At 52.1% G+C, this 12417-nt stretch carries 13 protein-coding genes; 8 read left to right on the forward strand and 5 right to left on the reverse strand.

Annotation, left to right across the window (positions count from 1 at the left end):
• The first annotated feature begins 12 nt into the window (after positions 1–12).
• The 4 genes from GPJ68_RS20625 to hemW are packed head-to-tail and all read left to right on the forward strand — an operon-like array spanning position 13 to position 2596.
• Positions 13–579 carry a YggT family protein gene (locus GPJ68_RS20625; RefSeq protein WP_016154401.1) on the forward strand — a complete coding sequence of 189 codons (567 nt, stop codon included), beginning with the start codon at positions 13–15 and terminating at the stop codon, positions 577–579.
• A complete protein-coding gene (gene yggU / locus GPJ68_RS20630) occupies positions 576–866 on the forward strand; it encodes a DUF167 family protein YggU (RefSeq protein WP_005123286.1) in 291 nt (96 codons plus the stop codon). Before GPJ68_RS20625 ends, yggU begins: the two co-directional genes overlap by 4 nt.
• A 7-nt stretch (positions 867–873) precedes the next feature.
• Positions 874–1467 (forward strand): XTP/dITP diphosphatase, encoded by a 594-nt coding sequence (locus GPJ68_RS20635; protein WP_016154402.1) that lies wholly within the window; start codon positions 874–876, stop codon positions 1465–1467.
• The gene (gene hemW / locus GPJ68_RS20640) at positions 1460–2596 is read left to right on the forward strand and encodes a radical SAM family heme chaperone HemW (RefSeq protein WP_104651967.1); all 1137 of its coding nucleotides are present in this window, start codon (positions 1460–1462) and stop codon (positions 2594–2596) included. Before GPJ68_RS20635 ends, hemW begins: the two co-directional genes overlap by 8 nt.
• Positions 2597–2853: 257 nt before the next feature.
• Here hemW and ansB read toward each other — a convergent pair whose 3' ends face one another.
• The 4 genes from ansB to trmB form a co-directional block, all read right to left on the reverse strand.
• Entirely contained in the window at positions 2854–3900 is a 1047-nt protein-coding gene (gene ansB / locus GPJ68_RS20650) for an L-asparaginase 2 (protein ID WP_016154404.1), read from the reverse strand.
• A gap of 188 nt (positions 3901–4088) precedes the next feature.
• Complete coding sequence (locus GPJ68_RS20655; protein ID WP_016154405.1) at positions 4089–4808, reverse strand: DUF2884 domain-containing protein; 720 nt, start codon at positions 4806–4808, stop codon at positions 4089–4091.
• Positions 4809–4857: 49 nt separating this feature from the next.
• Entirely contained in the window at positions 4858–5184 is a 327-nt protein-coding gene (locus GPJ68_RS20660; RefSeq protein WP_016154406.1) for a YggL family protein, read from the reverse strand.
• Entirely contained in the window at positions 5184–5903 is a 720-nt protein-coding gene (gene trmB, locus GPJ68_RS20665) for a tRNA (guanosine(46)-N7)-methyltransferase TrmB (RefSeq protein WP_016154407.1), read from the reverse strand. Before trmB ends, GPJ68_RS20660 begins: the two co-directional genes overlap by 1 nt.
• A 160-nt stretch (positions 5904–6063) precedes the next feature.
• Here trmB and mutY point away from each other — a divergent pair, with 160 nt between their 5' ends.
• From mutY to GPJ68_RS20685, 4 genes are all read left to right on the forward strand, one after another.
• Complete coding sequence (mutY, locus tag GPJ68_RS20670; RefSeq protein ID WP_104651979.1) at positions 6064–7116, forward strand: A/G-specific adenine glycosylase; 1053 nt, start codon at positions 6064–6066, stop codon at positions 7114–7116.
• 27 nt (positions 7117–7143) lie between these two features.
• A complete protein-coding gene (locus GPJ68_RS20675; protein WP_016154409.1) occupies positions 7144–7419 on the forward strand; it encodes an oxidative damage protection protein in 276 nt (91 codons plus the stop codon).
• Positions 7420–7513: 94 nt separating this feature from the next.
• The gene (gene mltC / locus GPJ68_RS20680; RefSeq protein WP_131346839.1) at positions 7514–8599 is read left to right on the forward strand and encodes a membrane-bound lytic murein transglycosylase MltC; all 1086 of its coding nucleotides are present in this window, start codon (positions 7514–7516) and stop codon (positions 8597–8599) included.
• A 210-nt stretch (positions 8600–8809) separates the two neighbouring features.
• Entirely contained in the window at positions 8810–10066 is a 1257-nt protein-coding gene (locus GPJ68_RS20685) for a nucleoside permease (RefSeq protein WP_016157449.1), read from the forward strand.
• 55 nt (positions 10067–10121) lie between these two features.
• On the opposite strand, the gene GPJ68_RS20690 is transcribed toward GPJ68_RS20685, so the two are convergent.
• Positions 10122–12257 carry an ornithine decarboxylase gene (locus tag GPJ68_RS20690; RefSeq protein WP_104651978.1) on the reverse strand — a complete coding sequence of 712 codons (2136 nt, stop codon included), beginning with the start codon at positions 12255–12257 and terminating at the stop codon, positions 10122–10124.
• Positions 12258–12417: the final 160 nt, after the last annotated feature.

Below are 12417 nucleotides of genomic sequence, written 5' to 3' on the forward strand. Positions count from 1 at the left end.
CTAAGGAACACCATGAATACGTTGACCTTCCTGCTCTCAACGGTAATTGAGCTGTATACCATGGCGCTGCTGCTGCGCGTGTGGATGCAATGGTCTCGCTGCGATTTCTACAACCCGTTCTCGCAGTTTATTGTGAAAATCACTCAGCCCATTATTGGGCCGTTACGCCGTATCATTCCCCCGATGGGGCCAATTGACAGCGCATCGGCATTAGTTGCGCTCGTTCTGAGCTTTATCAAGGCCATCGTGCTGTTTAAGGTGGTTACGTTCCAGCCGATCATCTGGATCGCCGCCGTGCTGATTGTCCTGAAGACTATCGGACTGCTGATCTTCTGGGTTCTGCTGGTGATGGCGATTATGAGCTGGGTCAGCCAGGGCCGCAGCCCTGTGGAGTACGTGCTGATTCAACTGGCGGATCCGCTGCTGCGTCCTATTCGTCGCTTACTTCCAGGCATGGGCGGGATCGATTTCTCGCCAATGATCCTGGTTCTGCTGCTGTATGTCATTAATATGGGCATCGCAGAAGTATTACAGGCGACAGGTAACATGCTGCTGCCGGGGCTGTGGATGGCGCTATGAGTGCCGTTACCCCCTGCGATGACGGTCTGGTTTTACGGCTCTACATTCAGCCTAAAGCCAGCCGTGACAGTATTGTAGGTTTACATGGCGACGAACTAAAAGTCGCCATTACCGCCCCACCGGTTGATGGGCAAGCCAATAGCCATCTGGTGAAGTTTCTCGGCAAACAGTTCCGCGTGGCAAAAAGCCAGGTCGTCATTGAGAAGGGCGAGCTTGGTCGTCACAAACAGGTTAAAATCATTCATCCGCAACAGATCCCGCCCGAAATTGCGGCGCTAACTGATTAGGTATCCCATGCAAAAAGTTGTCCTCGCGACCGGCAACGCCGGTAAAGTGCGTGAACTCGCCTCCCTTCTAAGTGATTTCGGTCTTGATGTTGTTGCTCAAACGGATCTGGGTGTTGATTCTGCAGAAGAGACCGGGCTAACGTTTATTGAGAACGCCATTCTGAAGGCACGTCATGCCGCGCAAATTACCGGTTTACCCGCCATTGCTGATGACTCCGGTCTGGCGGTAAATGCCCTTGGCGGCGCGCCGGGCATCTATTCAGCCCGCTATTCCGGCGAAGATGCAACCGATCAGCAGAACCTGGAAAAACTGCTCCACACCCTGCAGGATGTTCCTGATGACAAGCGCCAGGCACAATTCCACTGCGTGCTGGTGTATATGCGCCATGCAGACGATCCAACACCTGTGGTTTGCCACGGACGCTGGCCGGGCGTTATTGCCCGTGAACCTGCCGGAAACGGTGGTTTTGGCTACGACCCAATCTTCTTTGTACCCTCTGAAGGGAAAACCGCCGCCGAACTGACCCGCGAAGAAAAGAGCGCGATTTCTCACCGCGGACAAGCGCTGAAGCTGCTGCTGGATGCCCTGCGTAATGGTTAAGCTTCCGCCGTTAAGTCTTTACATACACATCCCGTGGTGCGTGCAGAAATGCCCGTACTGCGACTTCAACTCGCATGCGCTTAAAGGCGAAGTCCCTCATGACGACTATGTGCAGCATCTGCTGAGCGATCTGGATTCTGAGGTGGCCCACGCCCAGGGCCGTGAGGTAAAGACGATTTTTATCGGTGGTGGTACGCCGAGCCTGCTTTCTGGCCCGGCAATGCAAACGCTGCTCGACGGCGTGCGCGCACGGCTGAATCTCGCCGCAGATGCAGAAATCACGATGGAGGCGAATCCCGGTACGGTGGAAGCCGATCGCTTTGTGGATTATCAACGTGCTGGCGTAAACCGTATCTCCATTGGTGTACAGAGCTTTAGCTCCGCCAAACTCGAACGTCTGGGACGTATTCACGGACCGGAAGAAGCCAAACGTGCAGCGCACCTGGCGAGCGGTCTGGGACTACGCAGCTTTAACCTCGACCTGATGCACGGTTTACCGGATCAGACGCTGGAAGAGGCGCTGAGCGATTTACAGCAGGCCATCGCGCTCAACCCGCCGCATCTTTCCTGGTATCAGTTGACCATCGAGCCGAATACGCTGTTCGGGTCCCGACCACCGGTATTACCGGACGACGACGCGCTGTGGGATATTTTTGAGCAAGGCCACCAGTTGCTTACCGCCGCGGGGTATCAGCAGTACGAAACCTCAGCCTACGCCAGACCGGGTTATCAGTGTCAGCACAACCTAAATTACTGGCGTTTTGGCGACTACTTAGGCATTGGTTGCGGCGCGCACGGCAAAGTCACTTTCCCAGACGGTCGCATCCTGCGCACTACCAAAACGCGACATCCGCGCGGATACATGCAAGGACGTTATCTGGAAAGCCAGCGAGATGTCGCCGAGGCCGATAAGCCGTTTGAGTTCTTTATGAACCGTTTCCGGCTGCTGGAAGCCGCGCCTCGCGCGGAGTTCACGCAATATACCGGGCTTACCGAAGACGTTATTCGTCGACAGATCGATGAGGCCATTGCCCAGAGCTATCTGAGTGAATGCGATGAATACTGGCAGATTACCCAACACGGTAAGCTATTTTTGAATTCTCTGCTGGAGCTGTTTCTGGCGGAGTGATGCTCGATGCGCCCACGGCCACATTATTGACAGGAGTGTCTTTAGTGGCCAGCATGGCGGAAAACTTTACAGGATGGCCTTTCGTCCAGGTCTTTCAAAAAATGTACAATCCCCGACCATTCCCACTAAGGTGTATAAATATGCAAAATAACGATCGGCAATCATCATAACCACAAAAATGATGAGCGAATTAATCGTTACGCATATTCAGGAGATTTTGAGAAAACGCCCCAGTCGAATGACCGGGGCCGGAGTGATTAATACTGATTAAACATTTCCTGGATCTGCTTAGGATCCTTGGTTTGGGTCAGAGCCAGTTGCAGCAGAACACGCGCTTTTTGCGGGTTCAGAGAGCCTGAAGCCACAAATCCGTATTTCGCATCATCAACTTCAGCATCCTGGGTGGTAGCGCCCGTTGGTACACGGGATGAACGCACCACAACGGTACCTTTATGCGCGGCAGTGGCCAGCGTATCGAAAATGGTTTTATACAGATTACCGTTACCTACACCCGCACTGACGATCCCGGCGTAACCCGCGTCTACCAATGCTTTAGCTGGCAGATCGGAGGCGTTAGCGTAGTTGTAAACAATCCCAACTTTCGGCAGCTCGGTCAGCTTAGATACATCGAACGGCGTGGATGTGGTGTGTTTTCGCGCAGGCGTACGCTGGTAGTCGATTTTACCGTTATGGATATAACCCAGCGGACCATAGTTAACGGATTTGAAAGTAGCGACATCCGTAGTGTTAGTTTTGGTCACGTCGCGACCATCCATAACGGTGTCGTTCATGACCACCAGCACACCACGGTTGGCAGAGGCTTTGTCTGCGGCGGTTACCACGGCGTTATACAGGTTGAACGGGCCATCAGCGCTCATACCCGTAGACGGACGCATTGCGCCGACCAGCACCACCGGCTTGTTGCACTTGACGGTGAGATCGAGGAAATAGGCGGTTTCTTCCATGGTATCCGTACCATGTGTTACCACGAAGCCGTCAGTTTTATCACACTCGGTATTAATCTTTTTCGCCAGCGTTAACCAGACTTCGTCATTCATATCCTGGGAGCCGATGTTTACCACCTGCTCGCCTTTCACAACGGCGATATCTTTCAACTGAGGTACGGCATCAACCAAATTTTCTACGCCGACTTTGCCTGCCGTGTAGTTAGATTTTGTTGCGGAGTCACCACCGCCAGCAATCGTCCCGCCGGTAGCTAAAATAGTGATGTTTGGCAGTGCAAGCGCCGCGCCGCTGAAACCCATAACCAGTGCGGCAAGTGCCGTTCTCTTGAAAAACTCCATGTTATTTCTCCAGTTACTTGAATTTGCAGCATTATGTCTATCTTACAGATGAATAATGTGACGCCATCCAATTAACCAGATTTATATCTGCATCAAATTGTTATTCTTAGAGATGGATATCAAAAAAACAGAAAAATACAAAATAAAACGGCACAGAATGTTTCTGTGCCGTTAAAAAGAGGTGAAGATTATTTCAGATTGCTAACCAGCGTCTTACGATCATTTTCCAGCGTCACGACGCGGGCGCAGACATCTTTGCCAAACTGCTGGAAGTCTTGTTCCTGATTCTTCCATTCGTTCTGAATTGAGGTTTGCAAACCTCCGAGGCTTCCGAGCACGCCCTGCAGCGGATTACCACCGCCTTTGAGCACGGCTTTCGCCCCCATCTCATTGATGCTGTCCTGCAAAATACCGCCCATCGCCTGATTGACCAGCTGTTGTCCATCCGCGCGAACCTGATCAATCGCCTTATAATGGAAGGTCAGGCCGTCAGTGCGATGCTCAATAATGCGGTTCATCTGCTCTTTCAATTGCGCATCCAGCTTAGTTAAGCGGCCACGCATGTTGCTGCTTTCGCCGACCTCTTTGGCGATGATTTTATCCAGCGCCACGCGACCTTTCTCCACGCGCGCTCTGGCACCTTCATCAATCCACGGCAGGCTGCTACGCAACGCCGCCTGATAATCTTTGGCCTGTTCACGCTGTGCGGCGTTCAGGTTGTACTGTTTACCGTTAAAGGTGACATCACCGGCCTGGGTAATGACCAGGTTGCCGTTCTCACCCTTCACCTGTACCGTTTGTGGACTCAAAATCACATCGTCACGCGGGGTGACGCTGCACTGATAATCAGCATGTGCGGCCATCGCCGTGAACGTTAGGACTGCCGCCAGCAGCGTTTTGCGCATCATATCTTTCCCTCAATACAAATTGGGCCGGCATTTGCCGACCCTTTGCTACTTAGTCCCACCAAATATCGAAAAGTTCGCTGGTGCGCACTTCTTCGAGTTTGTGCTCTTCCAGCCACTTACGCACGATAGCCTGATGTTCTTCTGTGCATTTGCCGATTTCCTGCAGACAGATCAGACCTTCCCAGGCCAGATAGCCGCTGCCGTCAAAGGCCAGCTTGTTCGGTTCGATAACTTCATTGATAAAATCATCAACGATTTGATCGACCTGCTCTCCAGATGTACCTTCCGGGAAACGCCATGCAACCGAAAATCCTACTTCCTGGAATTCGTCGATGTGCATTTTTTTACGCAGACGACGGCTACGGTTCTTTGCCATTATTTCACCCTCTCGAACATTAAGTCCCATACGCCGTGGCCAAGACGATGACCACGTTGTTCAAATTTGGTTACCGGGCGCGATTCCGGGCGCGGTACGTAATCGTTACTCTCTGACTGGTTTTTATACCCGTCAATCGATGACATCACTTCAAGCATGTGCTCCGCATAGGCTTCCCAGTCGGTTGCCATGTGGAACACGCCGCCCAGCTTCAGCTTGCTTAAGATATGCTCAGCAAACGGTACCTGAACGATACGGCGTTTATTATGACGTGCTTTATGCCACGGGTCAGGGAAAAACAGCTGAACCATAGATAAAGAATTGTCAGGAATCATTTTATGCAGGACTTCGACGGCATCATGGCACATGACACGCAGGTTCTCGACGCCCTCTTCATGAGCTGAAGCCAGACACGCGCCAACGCCCGGTGAGTGAACCTCAATGCCGAGGAAATTTTGCTCCGGACGCGCTTTCGCCATCGCTACCAGCGAAGCCCCCATACCAAAACCAATTTCAAGCGTGACTGGCGCATCGCGACCAAACAGCGCAGCGAAATCCACAGGTTCTTCGCTGAACTCAACGCCCATCACCGGCCAGTAGTTTTCCAGCGCGTGTTCCTGCCCTTTCGTCAGTCGCCCCTGGCGACGAACAAAACTACGAATCCGGCGCAGCGGGCGGCCGTTTTCATCAAATTCCGGTGAAATGACGTCGTTCTTCATAAAAGTTTAGTCTGCTGTGTTTGAGTTCTGAAAACGGGCATTATCCAAAGTTAGTTGCCGGATGCAAGTAAAGGAAGAAAGTGAGCAGCGGAAAGTTCCGGTTTACACCCCGTTGCCGCTGTGCTGCAATCTTGCCCCCGGCAATAATGAAACGGTAATCATGCAAGCGTCTCAATTCTCGGCTCAGGTTTTGAGCTGGTACGACAAATACGGGCGGAAAACGCTGCCCTGGCAAATTGATAAGACGCCTTACAAAGTATGGCTCTCTGAGGTGATGCTGCAACAAACTCAGGTTGCGACCGTTATCCCCTACTTTGAGCGCTTTATGGCGCGCTTCCCAACGGTAACGGATTTAGCCCATGCGCCGCTGGATGAAGTCCTGCATTTATGGACCGGGCTGGGCTATTACGCCCGAGCGCGTAATCTGCATAAAGCCGCGCAACAGGTTGTGACGCAGCACGGCGGCTCATTCCCGCAAACCTTTGATGAAGTGGCAGCCCTGCCAGGCGTCGGACGTTCAACTGCAGGCGCGATCCTTTCGCTCTCCCTGGGTCAGCATTTTCCGATTCTTGACGGTAACGTCAAACGAGTGCTGGCTCGCTGTTATGCTGTAAACGGCTGGCCGGGTAAAAAAGAGGTCGAAAAGAAACTGTGGGAGTTGAGCGAGCAGGTTACGCCAGCCCATGGGGTTGAGCGGTTTAATCAGGCGATGATGGATTTAGGCGCCATGGTCTGTACGCGCTCAAAACCCAAATGTTCCCTGTGTCCGTTGGAAAATGGCTGTGTGGCGAGCGCCGATGCAAGCTGGGCGCTGTACCCAGGTAAAAAGCCCAAACAGACATTACCAGAACGGACGGGCTATTTTTTACTGATGCAGCATGAAAACGAGGTGTTGCTCACGCAGCGACCACCCAGCGGCTTATGGGGTGGCTTATACTGTTTTCCGCAGTTTGATGATGAGGATGGGCTACGCGACTGGCTGGCGCAACGGCAAATTAACGCAGATAATCTGACCCAACTTAATGCGTTTCGCCATACCTTTAGCCATTTCCACTTAGATATTGTGCCTATGTGGCTTCCCGTGTCCTCATTCACCTCATGCATGGATGAAGGCAACGCGCTCTGGTATAACTTAGCGCAACCGCCGTCGGTCGGACTGGCGGCCCCCGTGGAGCGTTTGTTACAGCAATTACGTGCCGGCACACAGGTTTAACGTACCGGTCGATAAAGAGGATTTTTTATGAGCAGAACGATTTTTTGCACTTTCCTGCAACGCGAAGCAGAAGGACAGGATTTTCAGCTGTACCCGGGCGATCTGGGAAAACGCATCTATAACGAGATTTCTAAAGAAGCATGGGCGCAATGGCAGCATAAACAAACCATGCTGATTAACGAGAAGAAACTCAATATGATGAACGTTGAACACCGTAAGTTACTGGAACAGGAGATGATTAACTTCCTGTTTGAAGGTAAGGATGTGCATATTGAAGGCTATACGCCTGAAGAAAAAAAATAAGCATCGCTTGCTGGCAATCTCGTAGGCCGGATAGGGTGCTTGCACTGCCATCCGGCAAAACGATACAACAACAAACACAACACGCACTCCCGGAATGATGAAAAAATTTCTCGCGCTTGCCGTTATCGCGCCGTTGCTCATCTCCTGTTCCAGTTCGACCAAAAAAGGCGATTCCTATAACGAAGCCTGGGTCAAGGATACCAACGGTTTTGATATTCTGATGGGGCAATTTGCCCATAACATTGAGAATCTGTGGGGATTTAAGGAAGTGCTGATTGCGGGTCCGAAGGACTACGTAAAGTATACCGATCAGTATCAAACCCGCAGCCATATCAATTTTGATGACGGTACGATAACCGTCGAGACCATTGCCGGGACAGATCCCGCCGGACATCTGCGTCGAGCGATTATCAAGACGTTGCTGATGGGTGATGATCCGGGTTCTATCGACCTCTATTCCGATGTCGACGACATTAAGATTTCCAAAGAGCCGTTCCTGTACGGGCAGGTAGTCGATAATACCGGCCAGCCTATTCGTTGGGAGGGACGTGCAACCAACTTTGCCAACTACCTGCTACAAACGCGACTGAAAAAGCGCAGCAATGGCTTGCGTATCATCTATAGCGTGACGATCAATCTGGTCCCGAACCACCTTGATAAGCGCGCGCATAAATACGTCGGCATGGTACGTCAGGCTTCACGTAAGTATGGCGTCGACGAGTCACTGATTCTGGCCATCATGCAAACCGAATCCTCGTTTAACCCGTATGCGGTCAGCCATGCCGATGCGCTGGGACTCATGCAGGTGGTACAACACAGCGCCGGAAAAGATGTGTTCCGTTCCCAGGGGCGCTCAGGCACGCCAAGCCGTAGCTTCTTGTTTGACCCGGCCAGCAACATTGATACCGGTACTGCCTATCTGGCAATGCTGAATAATGTCTATTTGGGCGGCATTGATAATCCGACCTCGCGTCGCTATGCGGTGATCACCGCGTATAACGGCGGCGCGGGCAGCGTGCTGCGCGTGTTCTCGAACGATAAAATTCAGGCCGCAAACATCATTAACAGCATGTCCCCTGGGGACGTTTATCAAACGCTGACCACCCGACACCCATCTGCTGAATCACGCCGATATCTTTACAAGGTCAATTCCGCACAAAAATCATATCGTCGCCGCTAATGTATCCCTCTCTTGCCCCCTAAAACGGGGGTCTGAAGGGGGAAAAACGTTAACTCCATCACTCTTTTGCTTTGCAATCCGAAATTGTTTGCAAATATTTGTCACAGGTAACAAAAAAAGAGTGCCTCTCGTTGATAGAATCACATCATATAGCCACGGCAAATGTGCCTTTTAAAACATTCATCCGCATTACGGTGTGAGGAAATTAACATGAATCTTAAGCTGCAGCTGAAAGTTCTCTCGTTTCTGCAGTTCTGCTTATGGGGTAGTTGGCTCACTACCCTCGGCTCCTATATGTTTGTCACCCTTAAATTTGATGGTGCATCCATTGGCGCGGTGTACAGCTCGCTGGGGATCGCCGCCGTGTTTATGCCTACGCTGTTAGGGATCGTGGCTGACAAATGGATCAGTGCGAAATGGGTGTACACCATTTGTCACCTGGTCGGCGCAGCAACGCTGTTCGCCGCAGCCGAAGTCACCACGCCAGGCGCCATGTTCTTTGTGATCTTGCTTAACTCCCTGGCCTATATGCCAACGTTGGGGTTAATCAACACCATCTCTTACTATCGCCTGCAATCAGCCGGGATGGATATTGTTACAGACTTCCCGCCAATCCGTATCTGGGGCACCATCGGCTTTATTCTGGCGATGTGGGCGGTAAGCTTCTCCGGCTTTGAACTGAGCCATATGCAGCTGTATATCGGCGCGACGCTGTCCGTCGTATTGGCGCTGTTCACCCTGACGCTGCCGCATATCCCGGTCGCCAATCAGCAGAAAAACCAGAGCTGGTCTTCCATGCTGGGCCTGGATGCCTTCGCGCTGTTTAAAAACAAGCGAATGGCGATTTTCTTCATCTTCTCTATGATGCTGGGCGCAGAGCTGCAAATTACCAATATGTTCGGTAATACCTTCCTGCACAGCTTCGATAACAATCCGCTGTTCTCCGGCAGCTTCATCGTTGAACACGCGTCAGTGATGATGTCGATTTCGCAGATCTCCGAGACGCTGTTTATCCTGACCATCCCGTTCTTCTTAAGCCGTTACGGTATTAAGAACGTGATGCTTATCAGTATTGTGGCGTGGATGCTGCGCTTCGGCCTGTTTGCTTACGGCGATCCAACACCGTTTGGTACCGTGCTGCTGGTTCTGTCGATGATTGTTTACGGCTGCGCCTTCGACTTCTTCAACATCTCTGGCTCCGTGTTTGTAGAGAAAGAAGTTCGCCCTGAAATCCGCGCCAGCGCGCAAGGCATGTTCCTGATGATGACCAACGGCTTCGGTTGTATTCTGGGCGGTCTGGTGAGCGGTAAAGTAGTTGAACACTATACGCTGAACGGTATTACCGATTGGCAGACCGTGTGGCTGATCTTCGCAGGTTACTCGCTGGTTCTGGCTTTTGCCTTCGTTGCGCTGTTTAAATACAAACACGTACGCGTTCCGGCAGGCGCCCAGACTATCGCGCACTAATCTTTATTGATTAAATAGGGTCACCTGATGGTGGCCCTATTTTGGTCATATGACCTTACTTCAGAACATATCCATACAGACGTTTAATACCGTCTGCATCCGTTTCACTGTAAACCCCTTGCAGCTCCGGCGAGAAGCCCGGCAGCAGGTTTATGCCCTCTTCCAATGCCAGGAAGTAACGTTGCACCGCCCCGCCCCATACTTCGCCCGGTACCACGCACAGTACGCCCGGAGGATAAGGCAGCGCGCCTTCTGCCGCAATGCGACCAGCGGCATCACAAATACGCACCAGTTCAACATCACCGCGGATAAAGGCGCTGTTAGCATCCTGCGGGTTCATCGCCACTGCAGGTAAACTCTCCTGACGGAACATCACTTTTTGCAGATCTTTCACATCAAAGCTGACGTACAGTGAGTGCATCTCCTGACACAGTTCACGCAGCGTGTAATCCCGGTAACGTACCGGATACTTGTTGAAGACGGTGGGCAGCACGTTTGCCAGCGGCGTATCGTCCTCAATATGCTGTTCAAACTGCGCCAGCATCGCGACCAGTTGCGCCAGTTTCTCAGCGCTTTCTGCCGGGGTCAGCAGGAACAGAATCGAGTTAAGGTCGCATTTCTCCGGCACGATACCGTTTTCACGCAGATAATGCGCCAAAATCGTCGCCGGAATACCAAACTCAGTATATTGCCCGGTTTGCGCATCAATGCCCGGAGTGGTTAACAGCAGTTTGCAGGGATCGACAAAATACTGGTCGCGTGCATATCCAAAAAAACCATGCCATTTAGCACCAGGTTCAAAGCTAAAGAAGCGACGCTCGCTGGCAATCACCTGTGTCGGATAGCTTTCCCACGGTTTGCCATCCACTACCGGAGGAATAAACGGTTGAAGCAGCTTACAGCGGGTAATAATCGCTTTGCGGGCCTCGATCCCCAGCGTCACACATTCCGCCCATAGCCGACGGCCGCTCTCGCCTTCATGGATTTTGGCGTTAACGTCCAGCGCCGCAAACAACGGGTAAAACGGGCTGGTGGAAGCATGCAGCATAAACGCATTGTTCAGACGCTTATGCGGGCAGAAGCGCGCCTGGCCGCGAATATGGTTATCCTTTTTATGGATCTGCGAGGTTTGCGAGAATCCGGCCTGCTGTTTGTGTACCGACTGAGTGACAAAGATCCCCGGATCGTTAGCATTGAGCTCCAGCAACAGCGGCGACCCATCGGCCATCATCGGGATAAATTGCTCGTAACCGACCCATGCGGAATCAAACAGGATGTAATCGCACAGGTGACCGATCTTGTCGATCACCTGCCGGGCGTTGTAGATCGTACCGTCATAGGTACCCAACTGAATGATCGCCAGACGGAACGGGCGCGGTTGATCAGCCTTTTGCGGCGCAACTTCTCGAAGTTGCTGGCGCAGATACTCCTCATCAAAGCAGTGCTCATCAATGCCGCCAATAAAGCCAAACGGATTACGCGCCGCTTCCAGATAAACCGGCGTAGCACCCGCCTGGATCAGCGCCCCGTGGTGGTTCGATTTATGATTATTGCGGTCAAACAGCACCAGATCGCCGCGCGTCAGCAGCGCATTGGTGACCACTTTATTGGCCGCAGAGGTCCCATTCAGCACAAAGTAGGTTTTATCCGCGTGGAAAACTTTCGCGGCAAATTTCTGCGCATGTTTCGCTGATCCTTCATGAATCAACAGATCGCCAAGCTTAACGTCAGCGTTGCACATATCCGCGCGAAACAGATTCTCACCAAAGAACTCATAGAAATGTCGGCCCGCAGGATGCTTCTTAAAAAACTCACCGTGTTGGTGTCCCGGGCAGGCAAACGTGCTGTTCCCCATTTCGACGTACTGGGTAAGCGTGTCATAGAACGGCGGCAGCAGCTCTTCCTCATACTGACAGGCAGCAGATTCCAGCTCCAGCCAGTCCTGAGCCTGACCGCGAATTACCGCATTAACGCCCGCAGGCACATCAACATCAGACTCTGCGAACAGAAACACAGGTAGATGAAAACCGGTGCGTTTCAGCAAAGCCAGGATCCCACTGCGGCTGTCCGCAACGGTAATGACGACTGCCGCAACGTCAGTAAAATCAGTACTGTCCAGCGACACCACCTGACGATGGCTGGACAGACGAGAAACCAGTTCACTACTGGCGGCAATTTTCATTGATTTCATAAGCGCAATAACCCGTTTCGGGAAAATCAAAAGTCCCGGACAACGCCGCATGGCTTTGCCCACGAAATGACAGGTCAAACTGGTTACCAGCCCCGACCGCCAGACATCAGTAAAAGCAGATAGCCTCTGATTTTACTGTTATCCTGCAGTGAGCGTGCGC

The organism is Citrobacter sp. 172116965, from assembly GCF_013458095.1.
GTDB lineage: Bacteria > Pseudomonadota > Gammaproteobacteria > Enterobacterales > Enterobacteriaceae > Citrobacter > Citrobacter braakii.